This is a genomic window from Rhodococcus sp. W8901 (genome assembly GCF_013348805.1).
In the GTDB taxonomy this organism is placed as follows: Bacteria; Actinomycetota; Actinomycetes; order Mycobacteriales; family Mycobacteriaceae; genus Prescottella.
In genome coordinates this window covers 473,397-488,939 of the sequence record NZ_CP054690.1, presented here as the reverse complement: position 1 = coordinate 488,939, position 15,543 = coordinate 473,397, and the positions used below count along the sequence as shown (strand labels likewise).

The 15,543-nt window shown below is 67.9% G+C and carries 12 protein-coding genes; 5 read left to right on the top strand and 7 right to left on the bottom strand.

From position 1 onward, the window contains the following. Positions 1 to 36 precede the first annotated feature (36 nt). Together HUN07_RS02200 and HUN07_RS02195 are read left to right on the top strand one after the other, a co-directional pair. Positions 37 to 423 carry a carboxymuconolactone decarboxylase family protein gene (locus tag HUN07_RS02200; RefSeq protein WP_174907658.1) on the top strand — a complete coding sequence of 129 codons (387 nt, stop codon included), beginning with the start codon at positions 37 to 39 and terminating at the stop codon, positions 421 to 423. Positions 424 to 1,029: 606 nt separating this feature from the next. Beyond that, positions 1,030 to 2,766, top strand: a complete 1,737-nt coding sequence (locus HUN07_RS02195) for an N-acyl-D-amino-acid deacylase family protein (protein WP_174907657.1) — start codon at positions 1,030 to 1,032, stop codon at positions 2,764 to 2,766. Between the two features lie 101 nt (positions 2,767 to 2,867). Here the strand turns inward: HUN07_RS02195 and HUN07_RS02190 are convergent, their stop codons facing one another. The 6 genes from HUN07_RS02190 to HUN07_RS02165 all read right to left on the bottom strand — a co-directional run bounded on the left by HUN07_RS02190 (position 2,868) and on the right by HUN07_RS02165 (position 11,272). Next, the gene (locus HUN07_RS02190; protein ID WP_114723864.1) at positions 2,868 to 3,329 is read right to left on the bottom strand and encodes a PPOX class F420-dependent oxidoreductase; all 462 of its coding nucleotides are present in this window, start codon (positions 3,327 to 3,329) and stop codon (positions 2,868 to 2,870) included. Positions 3,330 to 3,379: 50 nt separating this feature from the next. After that, positions 3,380 to 4,543, bottom strand: a complete 1,164-nt coding sequence (locus HUN07_RS02185; RefSeq protein WP_174907656.1) for an acyl-CoA dehydrogenase family protein — start codon at positions 4,541 to 4,543, stop codon at positions 3,380 to 3,382. 1 nt (position 4,544) lies between these two features. After that, on the bottom strand, positions 4,545 to 6,443 hold the full coding sequence (locus tag HUN07_RS02180) for an ABC transporter ATP-binding protein (RefSeq protein ID WP_174914353.1): 1,899 nt from the start codon (positions 6,441 to 6,443) through the stop codon (positions 4,545 to 4,547). A gap of 26 nt (positions 6,444 to 6,469) precedes the next feature. Then, a complete protein-coding gene (locus tag HUN07_RS02175) occupies positions 6,470 to 8,203 on the bottom strand; it encodes an ABC transporter ATP-binding protein (protein WP_174907655.1) in 1,734 nt (577 codons plus the stop codon). A gap of 99 nt (positions 8,204 to 8,302) precedes the next feature. Continuing rightward, on the bottom strand, positions 8,303 to 10,636 hold the full coding sequence (locus tag HUN07_RS02170; protein WP_174907654.1) for an MMPL family transporter: 2,334 nt from the start codon (positions 10,634 to 10,636) through the stop codon (positions 8,303 to 8,305). 27 nt (positions 10,637 to 10,663) lie between these two features. Next, complete coding sequence (locus tag HUN07_RS02165; RefSeq protein WP_174907653.1) at positions 10,664 to 11,272, bottom strand: TetR/AcrR family transcriptional regulator; 609 nt, start codon at positions 11,270 to 11,272, stop codon at positions 10,664 to 10,666. A 164-nt stretch (positions 11,273 to 11,436) separates the two neighbouring features. Here HUN07_RS02165 and HUN07_RS02160 point away from each other — a divergent pair, with 164 nt between their 5' ends. Continuing rightward, positions 11,437 to 12,222 (top strand): class I SAM-dependent methyltransferase, encoded by a 786-nt coding sequence (locus tag HUN07_RS02160; protein WP_174907652.1) that lies wholly within the window; start codon positions 11,437 to 11,439, stop codon positions 12,220 to 12,222. Between the two features lie 33 nt (positions 12,223 to 12,255). Here HUN07_RS02160 and HUN07_RS02155 read toward each other — a convergent pair whose 3' ends face one another. After that, positions 12,256 to 13,638 (bottom strand): aminotransferase-like domain-containing protein, encoded by a 1,383-nt coding sequence (locus tag HUN07_RS02155; protein ID WP_174907651.1) that lies wholly within the window; start codon positions 13,636 to 13,638, stop codon positions 12,256 to 12,258. Positions 13,639 to 13,725: 87 nt separating this feature from the next. On the opposite strand from HUN07_RS02155, the gene HUN07_RS02150 reads away from it, so the two are divergent. Next, positions 13,726 to 14,952: a benzoate/H(+) symporter BenE family transporter gene (locus HUN07_RS02150; protein ID WP_174907650.1), complete on the top strand. Its 1,227-nt coding sequence runs from the start codon at positions 13,726 to 13,728 to the stop codon at positions 14,950 to 14,952. Between the two features lie 119 nt (positions 14,953 to 15,071). Next, entirely contained in the window at positions 15,072 to 15,536 is a 465-nt protein-coding gene (locus HUN07_RS02145; protein ID WP_114723856.1) for a GNAT family N-acetyltransferase, read from the top strand. Positions 15,537 to 15,543: the final 7 nt, after the last annotated feature.

Genomic DNA, 15,543 nt, shown 5'->3' with positions numbered 1-15,543 from the left:
CGGCCAACAGAAATCCCGCCAATAGGAGATAACACGATGACTCAAGCGAACAGCGACTTCCCCGTTGTCGAGGGTATGAAGGCCGGCGGCGGCTGGAACGAGCTCTGGGACGGGCTGTACGAAATGGACCCCGAGTGGACCGAGCTGTACATGAAGATGGCGATGCAGCCGTTCCAGAGCGGCGTCATCCCACCGAAGGTGGTGCAATTGCTGTGCATTGCGGTCGATGCGTCGGCGACCCACATGTATGCGCCCGGCACGCGGCGTCATATTCAGGCCGCGTTGGATATGGGAGTGACGCCCGAGGAGATTCTCGAGGTGCTCAAGCTCGCAACGATCGTGGGCATCCACTCCTGCAACCTCGGTGTTCCCATCCTGGTGGAGGAAATGACCGCGCGCCGGCAGAAGCAGTCCGAGGACTGAGCCGGGCCGAAGCCCGAACAGCAGCTCTGTGCGAGCACCGTGATATCGGTGCTCGCACAGAGCTGCTTGGCGTCTATCCGGCGAGCATTTCCGGGTTTGTCCGGGCAGACCCAGGGCCCCCAATACAATCAAGCCTGTGAGTGGTCAGTCGCGTTCCGCTCGAACTGTCGTCACGGCATGGCTGTACGGCGGACCGCAACATGGCGACTCCAAGGACGTTTCGATCCCCCTGCCACCAACAATCACCACCTCCGCGAACGAGGTCTATGCCAGGGTGGGCCCCGAGCTCGACGAATCTGGCCAACCGCTGTCCACGTGGTGCTATCGCTGGGAACCCCACGTCGCGCTCGAAGCACCGCTCGATCGTTAGAGTTCTTCGACAGACGCGCGATGTATCCGGGCATTTCTCTCGTTCTTGGCGGTCACGAACACGTTCTCTCACGTGATGGCCGGACCCCCTGCCGTTTCCGGCGCCGTCGGAGCCTCAACCTCGCCACCCCCGAACAAACAGCCAAAACGCCTCTCGCTGACACCCTGTCGAGTTAACCTGCGGAACGTCAGCACGGTACGGATGGCGCGCAGATTCCCGATCAGCGAGGACTGACTATGAATTTCTCTCTTGTCATCTCGAACGGAACAGTGGTGGACGGGACCGGGGGCGAGCCCTATGTCGCCGACATCGGTGTCCGCGACGGCCGGATCGCGGCGGTCACGCCCGGCGGCGGCCTCAGCGATGCCGACGCCGACGAGGTCATCGACGCAACCGGCTTGGTGGTGACACCGGGATTCGTCGACATCCATACCCACTACGACGGGCAGGTCACCTGGGATCCGATGCTGACGCCCAGCTGCTGGCACGGCGTCACCACCGCGGTGATGGGCAATTGCGGCGTGGGATTCGCGCCCGTGACCGAGGCCAAGCGACAGTGGCTGATCGGGTTGATGGAGGGCGTGGAGGACATTCCGGGCGCCGCGCTGTCGGAGGGCATCAAGTGGGGCTGGGAGTCGTTCCCGCAGTATCTCGACGAGATCGATCGCCTGCCGCTGGCCATCGATGTCGGGACGCACGTACCGCACGGATCGGTGCGGGCCTATGTCATGGGCGAGCGGGGAGCCCGCAACGAGCCCGCCTCGCCCGAGGACATCGCGCTGATGGCGAAGTTGGTCCGCGAAGGCGTCGAGGCCGGGGCGCTGGGGTTCTCGACCTCACGCACCATCGCGCACAAGGCCATCGACGGCGAGCCGGTACCGGGCACCTTCGCCGCGGAGGACGAACTGTTCGCGATCGGGCAGGCGTTGGCCGCCGCGGGCACCGGGGTCTTCGAACTCGCGCCCGCGGGCATCATGGGCGAGGACCTCGCGGCACCCGATCGAGAAATGGACTGGATGCTGCGGCTGGCCGAACTCACCGGGCGGACAGTGTGTTTCGGTCTGATGCAGCACGATGCCGTACCGGACGACTGGAAGCGGTTGCTGGACCTCGCCGCCGGCGCGTACGAGGCCGGCATTCCGCTGCGCCCGCAGGTCCCGGCACGTCCGCTGGGCCTGCTGACCGGGTTGCAGACGTTCAACGCGTTCTCGACCCGGCCCAGCTACCTCGCCGCCGTCGAACGCTCCGCCGGAGACCTCGACGCACTGGTCGCCGCCCTTCGCGACCCCGCGGTCCGACGGGCCGTACTCACCGAGTCCGACTCGCCCACCAACAAGATGCCCTATCTCAGCCAACTGGACCGGACCTTCAACCTCGGCAACCCGCCGGAGTACGAGCCGGCACCCGAGGCCAGCCTCGCGCGGGAGGCCGAGCGTGCCGGGCGGGATCCGTTCGACTACGCCTACTACCTGTTGCTCTCGGATTGGGGTCGCGCACTGTTCTTCCGGCCGCTGCTCAACTACTCCGAGTTCACCCACGATGCGATCCGGGAGATGCTGGTGCACCCCGCGACCGCGGTCGGGCTCGGGGACGGCGGCGCGCACGCGGGCGCCATCTGCGACGCGTCCAACACCACGTATCTGCTCACCCATTGGGCGCGCGACCGCACCCGGGGCGCGCAGATTCCGTTGGCGACCGCGGTGAAGAAGATGACGCTGGACACGGCGACCATCTACGGGCTCGGCGATCGCGGCGTCATCGCCGAGGGCAAGAAGGCCGACCTCAACGTCATCGACTTCGAGCGGCTGCAACTGCGGCCGCCGGCCGTGGAACACGACCTGCCCGGCGGGGCGCGGCGGCTGCTGCAACGCGCCGACGGGTACCGGGCCACCATCGTGTCCGGTCAGGTCGTGTTGCGCGACGGCGAGGACACCGGAGCCCGGCCCGGCGCCCTGGTCCGCGGCGCCCGCTGACCGAAACCGCCTCCGCCTCCGCCTCCGCCACATCGACGGACAGTGGCCGACCACTGCCCACGGTCGTGAGGAGCCTCCGGTCTCGGAGACTCCTCGCGGCGTCAGTCGCGGGCGAGGCTCGGCGGGAACCCTCCGGTGGCGATCGGTCCCCAGTTGTCGATGGTGATGCGGATCAGGCTCTTGTTCTGCGCGCGCATCGCTTCGCGGTACTCGTCCCAATCGGGGTGCTCGCCCGAGATACACCGGAAGTACTCGACGAGCGGTTCGAGCGCGTCGGGCATGTCGAGGACCTCGGCCGTGCCGTCGACCTGCACGTAGGCGCCGTTGAACTCGTCGGACAGCACGCACACACTCGCCTGCGGATCACGGCGCAGATTCGCGGCCTTGGCCCGCTGCGGATACGTGGAGACGACGATCCGCCCCTCGGCGTCCAGCCCCGAGGTGACGGGCGAGATCTGCAGTCCCCCAGACTGTTTCCGGGTGACGAGAACGCTGCGATGACGTGAGCGGATGAAGTCGAGCAACTGGTCACGGGTGACGTGTGCGGCGGTTGCGACAGCCATGGTGCGGCCTCCTGGTCGGTGACGGCTCTACGGTGCCAGCCTAAGGTGTCTCAGCGGAACGCGGCGTGCCCGGTGAGGGCCCGACCGATCGAGAGCAGGTGCATCTCGCTGGTGCCCTCGTAGGTGAGCACCGACTCGAGGTTGTTGGCGTGCCGCAGCGGCGAGTACTCGAGCGTGATGCCGTTGGCGCCGAGGATGGTCCGGCACTCGCGCGCGATCGCGATGGCCTCGCGCACGTTGTTGAGCTTGCAGACGCTGATCTGGTCGGGCGTGATGTCGCCGCGGTCCTTTGTCCGGCCCAGCTGGATCGCGAGCAGCATGCCCTTGCCGAGCTCGAGGGTCATGTCGGCGAGCTTCTCCTGCGTGAGCTGGTAGCCGGCGAGGGGGCGGTCGAACACCTCTCGGGTCCCGGCATATTCGATGGCCGTCTCGAGGCTGTCGCGGGCGGCGCCGAGCGCGCCGAACACAATGCCGAACCGGGCCTCGTTGAGGCATGACAGCGGCGCGCCGAGGCTGTGCGCGCCCGGCAGCTGCGCGGACGCCGGCAGCCGGACCCCGTCGAGCACCAGCTCCGACGTCACCGACGCCCGCATCGACAGCTTCCCGTGCACGGTGTTGGCGGTGAATCCCGGTGTGTCCGTGGGGACCAGGAAGCCGCGGACGCCGTCGTCGGTCTGCGCCCATACCGTCGCGACGTCGGCGAGGCTGCCGTTGGTGATCCACATCTTGGTGCCGTCGAGGATCCAGTCGTCGCCGTCGCGGCGGGCTCGGGTCCGCATGCCCGCCGGGTTGGATCCGAAGTCCGGCTCGGTGAGCCCGAAGCAGCCGAGCGCCTCACCGGTCGCCAGCCGCGGCAGCCACTCCTGCTTCTGCTCCTCCGAGCCGTAGCGGTGGATCGAGAACATCGACAGCGAGCCCTGCACCGAGACGAAGCTGCGCAGCCCGCTGTCGCCGGCCTCGAGCTCGAGGCACGCGAGCCCGTAGCTGACGGCGTTGGTGCCGGCGCAGCCGTAGCCCTGCAGGTGCATGCCGAACAGCCCGAGCCCGCCGAGATCGCGGGCGATCTCGCGCGGCAGCGTGCCGGACTCGAACCACTCCGGCAGCTGTGGCCGGAGTCGTTCGTCCACGAGCCGCCGGACCGTCGCCTGGATGTCCCGCTCCTCCTCCGAGAGGAGGGCGTCGATCCCGAAGAGGTCCAGCGGCTTCATGGTCATATCAGTCCACGGCTCCCACGAACTGGCTGTTGTACAGCATGTAGTAGGCGCCGCGCCGTTCCAGCAGTTCGTCGTGGTTGCCCTGCTCGACGATGTGACCGTCCTCCATGACGACGATCAGGTCGGCGTCGCGGATCGTGGACAGCCGGTGCGCGATCACGAAGCTGGTCCGGTCGCTGCGCAGCACCGCGGTGGCCTGCTGGACGAGCAGTTCGGTGCGGGTGTCGACCGAGCTGGTGGCCTCGTCGAGGATCAGGATCGACGGCTGCGCGATGAACGCCCGGGCGATCGTGATCAGCTGCTTCTCGCCGGCACTGACGTTGCTGCCCTCTTCGTCGATGACCGTGTCGTAGCCGTCGGGCAGCATGTGCACGAAGCGGTCCACGTAGCTCATCCGGGCGGCCTCGCGGACCTGCTCGTCGGTGGCGTTGGGGTGACCGTACGCGATGTTGTCGCGGATGGTCCCGCCGAACAGCCACGTGTCCTGCAGGACCATGCCGATCCGCGAGCGCAGATCGTCGCGGGTCATCTGCGAGATGTCGACGCCGTCGAGCGTGATGCGGCCGCCGTCGAGCTCGTAGAACCGCATGATCAGGTTCACCAGCGTGGTCTTGCCGGCGCCCGTCGGCCCGACGATCGCGACCATCTGTCCCGGCTCCGCGGTGAGCGAAAGGCCCTCGATGAGCGGGGTCTCCGCGTCGTAGCCGAACCGGACGTCCTCGAACTCCACGCGGCCTCGGGCCTGCGCCGGGCTGAGCGCGGGATCCGGATCCTCCGACTCCTCGTCCTCGTCGAGGACCGCGAACACGCGCTCGGCGGACGCGATGCCCGACTGCAGCAGGTTCACCATCGAACCGATCTGGGTGAGCGGCTGCGTGAACTGGCGGGAGTACTGGATGAACGCCTGCACGTCGCCGAGGCTCATCGTGCCCGACGCGACCCGCATGCCGCCGATCACGGCGATCGCGACGTAGTTGAGGTTGCCGAGGAACATGATCGCCGGCATCACCATGCCGGAGATGAACTGCGCCTTGAACCCGGACTGGTACAGATGCTCGTTCTTCTCCTGGAACTGGGCCTGGACCTCACGGCCGCGGCCGTAGGCGGTGACCAGTTCGTGGCCGGTGAGGGCCTCCTCGACCTGACCGTTGAGCTCGCCGGTGGTCTTCCACACCGCACCGAAGTGGGGCTTGGACCGCTTCGCGATCTTGGCCGCGACGACCGCGGACAGCGGCACGGTGAGCACCGCGATGAGCGCCAGCAGCGGCGAGATGACGATCATCATCGCCAGGATGCCGATGACGCTGAGCGTGGCGGTCACCAACTGGCTGAGCGTCTGCTGCAGGCTCTGCGAGACGTTGTCGATGTCGTTGGTGACGCGGCTGAGCAGGTCACCTCGCGAGGAGGTGTCGAAGTAGCGCAACGGAAGTCGGTTGATCTTCCGCTCCACCTCGTTGCGCAGATCCCGCACGACGCCCTGCACGATGATGTTCAGCAGGTACGCGGCGAGCCACGACACGAACGCCGACGCGAGGTACAGCGCCAGCACCAGCGCGAGCACCTGGCCGACGGCGGTGAAGTCGATGCCCGCACCGGGCACGACGTCCATGCCCGAGACCATGTCGGCGAACTGGTTCTCGCCGGCGGCGCGGAGTCCGTCGACGGCCTGGTCCTTGGTCAGGCCGTCCGGCAGCTGCCGGCCGATCACACCGTCGAAGATGATGTTCGTGGCGTGGCCCATCAGGCGCGGGCCGATGACCGACAGCACGACGCTGGCCGCGGCCAGGATCAGGACGACCGTGACCGCGGTCCGGTGCGAGCGCAGTCGTCCGAGCAGGCGCTTCATGGATGCGCCGAAGTTCTCCGCCTTCGCGGCGGGGGCCCCGGGTGCGCCGGGCATCGGGGGCGAGGACTGGGTCGCGGTGCTCACAGCGCCTCCTGAACCGAACGCTGGGACTCCACGATCTCGACGTACGTCGAACAGGTCTCGAGAAGTTGCTCGTGCGTGCCGATGCCGACCGTCGCGCCCTCCTCGAGGACGATGATCTGGTCGGCGTCGATGATCGTCGACACACGCTGGGCCACGATGATCACGCAGGCATCCTCGGTTTCGGGCCGCATCGCCGCGCGCAGCCGGGCATCGGTGCTCAGGTCGAGCGCCGAGAACGAATCGTCGAACAGGTACACCGCGGGGCGGCGCACGAGCGCGCGGGCGATCGCGAGACGCTGCCGCTGCCCGCCGGAGACGGTGGTGCCGCCCTGCGAGATCGGCGTGTCGAGGCCCTCGGGCATCGCGCGGACGAAGTCGGCGGCCTGCGCGATCTCGAGCGCGCGCCACAGCTCCTCGTCGGTGGCGTCCGGCTTGCCGTAGCGCAGGTTGGTCGCGACGGTGCCGGAGAACAGGAATGCCTTCTGCGGCACGAGGCCGATCTGCAAACGCAGCAGCTCGGGGTCGAGGTCGCGCACGTCGGTGCCCGACACGGTGACGGCGCCGGAGGTGACGTCGATCAGACGCGGGATCAGGCCGAGCAGCGTGGTCTTGCCGGATCCGGTGCCGCCGATGATCGCGGTGGTCTTGCCGGGTTCGGCGGTGAAGCTGATGCCGCGCAGCACCGGCTCCTCGGCGCCCGGGTACTTGAACTCGGCGTCGCGCAGTTCGACGAGCGCGGGCTGGTCCATGGCGGTGACGGGGTTGACCGGGGCCACCACCGACGGCTCGGTGTCGAGCACCTCGGTGATGCGCTCGGCACACACCGCGGCGCGGGGCGCGAGCATCGCGATCATCGACGCCATCATGACCGCCATCAGGATCTGCATGATGTAGCTGAGCATCGCGGTCAACGAGCCGACACCCATGCTGCCGTTGTCGATCTCGTGGCCGCCGAACCAGATGACGGCGACGCTGGTGAGGTTCGCGATCATCATCACGAGCGGAATCATCAACGCGCTCATCCGGCCGACCTTCAACGCGGTGTTCGTCAGGGCCGAATTGGCCTCGTCGAACCGCTCCGCCTCGGACCGCTCCCGCACGAACGCGCGGACCACGCGGATGCCAGTGATCTGTTCGCGCAGCACGCGGTTCACCGCATCGATCCGCGTCTGCATGGTGCGGAACGCGGGCACCATCTTCGTGATCATCACGATCATCACGAGGGCGAGGAGCGGCACGCTCACCGCGAGGATCCACGACAGTCCGGCGTCCTGCCGGATCGCCATCACGATGCCACCGATGCACATGATCGGTGCCATCACGAGGATGGTGGCGCCGAGCACCACCATCATCTGCACCTGCTGCACGTCGTTGGTGCTGCGGGTGATGAGCGACGGCGCACCGAACCGCCCGAATTCACGGGACGAGAAGGACCGGGCGCGGCTCACGACCGCGCTGCGCACGTCCCGACCGAAGCCCATCGCGGCACGGGCACCGAAGTACACCGACCCGATGGAGCAGATGATCTGAACCACGGTCACGAGCAGCATCTTCGCGCCCGCGGTCATGATGTAGCCGGTGTCGCCGGCGGCCACACCGTTGTCGATCAGGTCGGCGTTGACGCTGGGGAGATACAGCGCAGCGCCGGTGGCGACGAGTTGGAGGAGTATGACGCCGGCAAGGTCGCGCTTGTATGGCCCCAGGTAGGTGCCGAGAAGTCTGATCAGCATGGTGGGCGAAGGTTACCAATCCGAAGGGTGAAAAAGGGAGGGATCGGGCCGGACTGCCGGGACCGATCCCTCCCCGTTCACGAAACTGTCAGGAGGTGGTCAGGAGACGGGCACGTCCTCGCGCTCGCGTCCCTCCTGCGGGAGTGCACGGGCCAACTTCTCGCCCTCGATGTCGACGTTCGGCAGGATCTTGTCGAGCCACTTCGGCAGCCACCACGCCTTGTCGCCGAGCAGCGCCATCACCGACGGGATGACGAGCATGCGGACGACGAAGGCGTCGAAGAACACCGCCGCGGCGAGCGCGAAGCCCATCGACTTGATGAACGAGTTCGGTTCCGCGATGAACGCCGCGAACACGGAGATCATGATGATCGCCGCCGCCGTCACGACGCGGGCACCGTGGTTGAACCCGATCGCGACCGCGTCCTTCGCGGACGCGCCGTGCACGTACTCCTCGCGCATGCGCGTCACCAGGAACACCTGGTAGTCCATCGCGAGGCCGAACACCACACCGATCAGGAAGATCGGCATGAAGCTGACGATGGGCTGCGGGTTGGCGGCCAGTCCGCCCCAGCCCTCCTGGAACACCGCGACGGTGGCACCGAACGTGGCGGCGACGCTGAGCAGGAAACCCAGGGTCGCGGTCAGCGGCACCAGAATCGAACGGAACACCAGCATCAGCAGCACGAACGCGAGTCCGACGACCACCGCGAGGTACGGCACCAGCGCGTCCAGCAGACGCTCGGAGATGTCACCCTCGAGTGCCGTCTGGCCGGTGACGCCGTAGTTGATGCCGATCGAGTCGTGCAGGTCGGACTCGGCCGCGCGGATGTCGGCGACCAGGTCCATCGTCGACGGATCACTCGGGCCGCTGCGCGGGGTCACCAGGATCTGCGCGGTATCGCCCGCCTCGTTGGCGCCGACAACCTGCGCATTGAGCACGTCGGGCTGCTCGGAGATCTTCGCGACGACGTCACCGAACGCCTCACCCGCCGGGACGGTCGCGTCCTGCGCATCCACGACGACCAGCAGGGGTCCGTTCTTGCCGGGCCCGAAGCCCTCGTTCACCAGGTCGTAGGCCTGGCGGGCGCTGGTCGCCGGGTCACCGCTGCCCTCGTTGGGCAGCGCCAGTTCGAGCTTCGCCGCGGGAATCGCGAGCACACCCAGCAATACGACGCCGATGATCACACCGATCGCCGGTCGGCGGACCACCGCACGGCTGTAGCGCTTCGAGAACGTCTTCTTGCCGTCGTCGCCCTCGGCGTCTCGCTGATCCAGACCGGGGACGCGGCCGGCGAACGCCTTGCGCCCGAACAGGCCGAGGATCGCCGGCAGCAGGGTCAGTGCGATGAGGACCGCGATGAACACCGTCGATGCGGCCGCGGCGCCCATGTCGGACAGGAAGGGGATGCCGACGACGCGCAGCGCGACGAGCGCGATGATGACCGTCAGGCCCGCGAACACGACGGCCGAACCGGCGGTGCCGACCGCGCGGCCCGCGGCCTCGGAGCGGTCGTCGGTGAGCTCGAGTTCGTGTTTGAAGCGCGAGACGATGAACAGCGAGTAGTCGATCGCGACGGCCAGGCCGATCATGACCGCGAGCGTCGGGGTCATCGAGCTGAGGTCCATGAAACCGGTCGCGACGGTGATGCCGAGGCTGCCGATCATGATGCCGATGATCGCGGTGATCAGCGGCAGGCCCGCGGCCACCAGCGAGCCGAACGTGATGACGAGGACGATGGCGGCGACGGCGATACCGATCAGCTCGGTGATGCCGCCGGGCATCTCGGCCTCCATCGCGGCGGAGCCGCTGACCTGGACGTCGAGGCCGGCACCCCGACCGATGTCGGCGGCCTCCTTGATCTGGTCGCGCGTCGCCTGGTCCATGTCGCTGTACTCGCCGTCGAACGGGACCTCGACGTAGCCGACGGTGCGATTCTCACTGAGCGGCGACAGTGCCTGGGCGTTCGAGACCGCGACGTCCTCGGGGATGCCCTGGTCCGCGGCGCCGGCCTTGGCCATCTGCGCGAGACCGGCGTCGGCGGTCACCGGGTTGACCAGGGCCCCTGGCGTCCCCGCGGTCGGGTCGGCCTTGGCGGCCGCGCTGACCTTGTCAATGCCGCGGACCTTCGCGAGCACCTCGTCCATCGCGGCCTGGTTCGCCGGGGTATCGAGGGTCTGACCGTCCGGGGCCGCGAACACGTAGCGGGCCGAGAGCGAGTCCATCCCGCTGCCCTGGTCACCGAAGCGCTCGGACATCAGGTCCTGCGCCTGCTGCGCCGGGGTGCCCGGGATGGAGAACGAGTCCTTCGTCGGACCCGACAGCGTCGCGGCACCGACACCCATCAGAACCAGGATGGCCAGCCAGATGGAGAGGACCGTGCCTTTTCGCCGGTAGGCGAATCTGCCGATCCGATAGAGATAGGTGGCCATGGTGGCTCCTTCTTGATCGGGTGGGGTCTAGCGGGCGGGCACGGCGAGGCCTCGCCGCAGTTGGTCGAATGCCGCTCGGACGACTTCTTCGGGGTTCGCGGCGGACGCTCGACCGCTCATCCACAGGTCCATCGATGCCTTGCAGGCTGCACCGACGACCATGTGCAGCAGGTTGGGATACAGATCGGTGGCGCTGTCGGTGCCGGTGCGCTCGGCTATGACGTCGGCGAGCACCGGGGTGACCCGGAGGTGCATCTCGAGTTTCTTCGCCAGCAGCGTGGGGCTGGCGTCGATGAGCTCGGCCAGCGCCTGCATCTCCTCGATGTCGTGCTCCGGATCGGTGACGGCCCGGATCACGACGTGTTCGAGGGAATCGAGGATCGGCTCGGACGCGGGCCGTTCTCGGAGCCAGTCCGCCCACTCGTAGACCGAGGCCTCGAGGTGGTGCAGGACGGCCTCCTCCTTGCTGGAGAAGTAGTTGTGGAACGTGCGCGTGGACACGCCGGCTTCGGAGGCGATCATGTCGGCGGTGACGAGTTCGATGCCCCGACCCTTGGCGAGGCGCGCGGCGGCCTCACTGAGCGCGATGCGCGTCGCCGCCTTCTTCCGGTCCCTCAGACCGAGTGCTTCACTCACCCCTTCGAAGGTACCGAAGTTGCAGAGCTCTGCAATGTTGCAGTCGAGTGCACTTTTGTGGGCTTCGGCACACCCGCACAAGGAGAGTGATCGGGGTCACGTCGCACGCGTTCGCGGCCTACGCTGATCCCACAAACCCGCGCACCTCGGAAACGGCGGCGACGATGCCCGATTGGGACGGCGAACAGTACGCACAGGCGAGCGAACTGCAGCGGACGATGGCGACCCGTGCACTCGACGGACTCGACCTGGATCCACACGGTCGCGTGCTCGACGTCGGCTGCGGCGACGGGTTCGTCACCCGCATGCTCGCGGACCGACTCACCGACGGCTACGCGATCGGCGTCGATGCGTCGCCGCAGATGATCGAGAAGGCCGCGTCGGGCGCGACGGATCCTCGGGTGCGGTTCATGGTCGCGGACGCGCGACGACTGCCGTTCCGGGATCGATTCGACGTCGTGGTGTCCTTCAACGCGCTGCACTGGGTGCCCGAACAGCAGCAGGCGCTGGCGTCGATCGCCGACGCCGCGCGGCCGGGCGCGCGGGTCCTGATCCAGGTGGTGTGCGCGGGTGACCGCGTGAGCCTCGAGACCATCGCGATGGAGGTCGCGGGCACGCCCCGATGGGTGGACCGGTTCGCCGCATTCACGCCACCGTTCGTCCACGTCGAGCCCGATGACTACCCGGAACTCGCGGCGTCCGCGGGCCTGCGCGTAACCGATCTGTCGGTCCACGACGTCACCTGGGACTTCGGCACCCGGGAAGCGTTCGCACAGTGGTGCACCGCCGGCGCCGACGCCTGGACACACCGACTGGACCCCGACGACCGTCCGCGGTTCATCGACGACTGGATGCGCGCCTACGAGGAGGTGTCGGGGCGGCCGGGGCTCTTCCAGTACATGCAGATGCGGGCAGCGCTCACCCCGAGCGCCCGCCCGGCAGGGAGCTGACGGCGGACGTCTTGCCGGTCGTACCGACGACCCTCACCGCTGGAGGATTTCGGAGAGTCGCCTGACGCCTTCGGCGATCTGGGCTTCAGTTGCGGCCCCGTAGGAGAAGCGCAGGAACGGTGCGGGTGGTTCGTCCACGAAGAAGTGACGCCCGTCTCCTATGAGCACCCCGGCCGCGTATGCGGCGGCGCAGACCTCGCGGGTATCTGCGCCCTGGGGAAGCCTGGCCCAGAGGTGAATGCCACCGCGCGGGACGCACGGAATGCGGATGCCGGGCGTCGTGGCACGAATCGCGGAGGCAAGTGCGTCGCGTCGCGTCGCGAGCTCGGCGCGCAGGCGCTTCAGGTGCCGGGGCCACACATTCGAGGTCAGGAGACCGCAGGCGATTTCCTGCACCAGCGGCGCGACGCAGAGGTCGTCGGCGGTGCGCGCGGCCCGGAGCCGCTCGCCTGCCGGACCGCGCGCGATGACCGCGCCGAGCCTGAGGCCTGGGGAGGCAGGCTTCGACAGGGTGAGGATCGACACGACGTGTCCGTGAGGGTCTTCGGTGAAGAGTGGGGGTGGGGCCTGTCCGTCGATGCCGAGATGTCTGGCCCAGTCGTCCTCGATAATGAACGCACCGTGTCGGGCGGCGAGTTCGAGCACCTGCTTCCGGCGCTCCGAACTCAAGACCGCGCCGGTGGGATTCGCGTAGCTCGGCTGGAGGTAGACCACTCGCGCTCGCGTGCGTTCGAGTTCGTCGGCGAGGCGGTCGACCTGGATCCCGTCGGCGTCGGCGGGTACCGACGAGAGGTTGAGGCCTGCGCTCTGCGCAGCGAGGATCGCGCCCGGATAGCTCGGACTCTCGGTGATGACCGCCGACCCGGGCTCGGCGAGTGTGCGCATTGCGAAGACGAGGCCCTGCTGCCCGCCGGAGACCACAAGCACGTCGTTCGGGTCGGCGCGGTATTCGGAGGCGAGGATGCGCCGCAGTTCCGGCGATCCCGCTGGCGGTGTCATCATCCAGGCACGACCGCTCTTTGCCGCACGCGAGCCGATGCGATGCAGTTCCTCGTTCGGCAGTAGTTCGGGGGCAAGGTATCCCCAGGAGAGCGGGATGTGCTCGGGAGTACCGTAGCCGCCCAGACGAGCGGCCCGGTCGGCGTCCACTCTGGCGCGGCCAAGCGCCTGAGACTGCCAGGAAAAGTCCGGTTCCGGAAGTCGTTCGTGGCCCGCCACGAACGTTCCCCGTCCGGGCTCAGCCCGGACCAGCCCGAATGCGCTCAGTTCCGAAAGAGCTGCCGAGATGGTGGCCGCACTTGCCTGGAACTCCACGGAGAGTTCTCGGACGCCCGGCAGCTTCTCCCCCGTACCCATCGTCGCGATCCGCTGGCGGAGGCGTGCCGCAATCTCCGAGGACCTGTTATCATTCGACATGACACTAGTGAATAACGTTACTCTAGTTTCCGCAATATTGTTACGCTATCGGCCGGGCGTGAAGTCAGCAATCTCGGTGGCGCACCGATGAGTCGGGCTTCCTCCGTTCTGCGGGATGTCTCGGTGTCCGCGGTCGTCGCGGGCGTCCTCTCTGCGCTCATCAACTTCGCCGGCCCGTTCCTGATCGTGCTCGAGGCCACCCGCGCGGCAGGTCTGAACGAGGCGCAGACCGCGTCCTGGGTCTGGGCGGTGTCGATCGGCAACGGTGTGTGCAGCATCGCGCTGAGCCTCTTCACCCGTATCCCCGTGATCGTCGCTTGGTCGACACCCGGAGCGGCGCTGCTGATCGCCTCGCTCGGCGGCTTCTCGTTCGCCGAGGCAGTCGGCGCGTTCCTCGTCGCCTCGGTCGCCGCTGCAGTGGTCGGGTACACGGGCTGGTTCGGCTGGATACTCGCCAGGGTGCCCGGCCCGGTGCTGCAGGCGCTGCTCGCCGGGATCCTGCTGCCCTTCGTCGTGACCGCGGCGGGCGCCTTCACGAGCGCGCCGCTGATTGCGGGGAGCATCGTCGTCGCATTCTTTCTCGGCAAGCGCTTCTTCGACCGATACGCAGTGCTCGCCGGACTCGTCGCCGGGATTGCGGTGACCTGGGCGACCGGATCCTTCCGCGAGGTCGCGCCGTCGCTCGAGCTCGGCGGCCCTGTGTTCACGATGCCGGCGTTCACCCCGGCCGCACTCGTGAGCATCGCGCTGCCACTGTTCATCGTCACGATGGCCTCACAGAACGCACCGGGCCTCGCACTGCTCCACTCGCAGGGGTACGAGCCGAACGACCGCCTGGTCGTCGGTGCCATCTCGACGGTTTCGGCGGTCCTCGCGCCCTTCGGCTGCCACGGCATCAACCTCGGCGCGATCACGGCGGCAATCGCGCTCGGCCCCGAGTCGCACCCGGATCGCGCAAAGCGCTACATCGCGGGCCTCTCGGGCGGCCTCACCTACTTGCTGGTCGGCTCGTTCGGGGGCGTGCTTGTGGCCGGGTTCCAGGCGATCCCGACCGAAACGGTTTCGGTACTTGCCGCCGTCGCGCTGCTCGGATCAGCGCTCACCGCACTCGAGGGCGCGATGGGCGGCGATGCCCGCACCGGGATCGCGGCCCTCACCACGCTCGCGGTCACCATGTCGGGCGTCGTGTTCTTCAGCGTCGGTGCCGCGTTCTGGGGCCTCGTCGCGGGCAGCGCCGTGTATCTCCTCCTGGCCCCACGCCGACCACGAACCCGAACAGGCGAATCAGGAAAGGAGAACGCGGTGATCACATGACCGAGGCCCGCGCGCCGCGCATCCCGCATCGAATCTTCAATCCTCGCGGGCAGAGAACGCTCAGACAGTAGGTGGCAGTACAGCTCTGCCGAGACCTTCGAACACCGATAGGAGCCACCATGGCAACGACCACCCTTCCGACGATCCGGCCGCTCGACGCCACCGATGAGAGTCGCTGGCGTGTCCTCTTCCGCGAGTACCGCGAGTTCTACAAGCTGCCCGAATCCGAGGACATCGTCTCCCGCGCATGGGGATGGTTCATGGATCCCCGACACGAATGCAAGGCTCTCGTTGCGGAAGCGGACGGCGAGATCCTCGGGTTCGCACACCATCGCCGGTTCTCCTCGCCCTACACCGGAACCACCGGCCTCTTCCTCGACGACCTGTTCACCGACCCCGCGGCCCGAGGCCGGGGCGTCGGACGTGCACTGATCGGGCGTCTGACCGAGATGGCCACCGCCGAGGGCCGCGCCGTGGTGCAGTGGGTGACCGCCGACGACAACCATCAAGCCCAGGCGCTCTACAACACCCTCGCCACGCGAACGAGCTGGGTTACCTACGAGGCCGAACCCTCCGCGAAGTGAGCACTGC

Bases quoted from the DNA above. Each gene is read 5' to 3' on its own strand.
- HUN07_RS02195 (WP_174907657.1), top strand. From the start codon at position 1,030: ATGAATTTCTCTCTTGTCATCTCGAACGGAACAGTGGTGGACGGGACC.
- HUN07_RS02155 (WP_174907651.1), bottom strand. From the start codon at position 13,638: ATGTCGAATGATAACAGGTCCTCGGAGATTGCGGCACGCCTCCGCCAG.
- HUN07_RS02200 (WP_174907658.1), top strand. From the start codon at position 37: ATGACTCAAGCGAACAGCGACTTCCCCGTTGTCGAGGGTATGAAGGCC.
- HUN07_RS02175 (WP_174907655.1), bottom strand. From the start codon at position 8,203: ATGCTGATCAGACTTCTCGGCACCTACCTGGGGCCATACAAGCGCGAC.
- HUN07_RS02180 (WP_174914353.1), bottom strand. From the start codon at position 6,443: ATGCCCGGCGCACCCGGGGCCCCCGCCGCGAAGGCGGAGAACTTCGGC.
- HUN07_RS02185 (WP_174907656.1), bottom strand. From the start codon at position 4,543: ATGACCATGAAGCCGCTGGACCTCTTCGGGATCGACGCCCTCCTCTCG.
- HUN07_RS02170 (WP_174907654.1), bottom strand. From the start codon at position 10,636: ATGGCCACCTATCTCTATCGGATCGGCAGATTCGCCTACCGGCGAAAA.
- HUN07_RS02190 (WP_114723864.1), bottom strand. From the start codon at position 3,329: ATGGCTGTCGCAACCGCCGCACACGTCACCCGTGACCAGTTGCTCGAC.
- HUN07_RS02150 (WP_174907650.1), top strand. From the start codon at position 13,726: ATGAGTCGGGCTTCCTCCGTTCTGCGGGATGTCTCGGTGTCCGCGGTC.
- HUN07_RS02160 (WP_174907652.1), top strand. From the start codon at position 11,437: ATGCCCGATTGGGACGGCGAACAGTACGCACAGGCGAGCGAACTGCAG.
- HUN07_RS02145 (WP_114723856.1), top strand. From the start codon at position 15,072: ATGGCAACGACCACCCTTCCGACGATCCGGCCGCTCGACGCCACCGAT.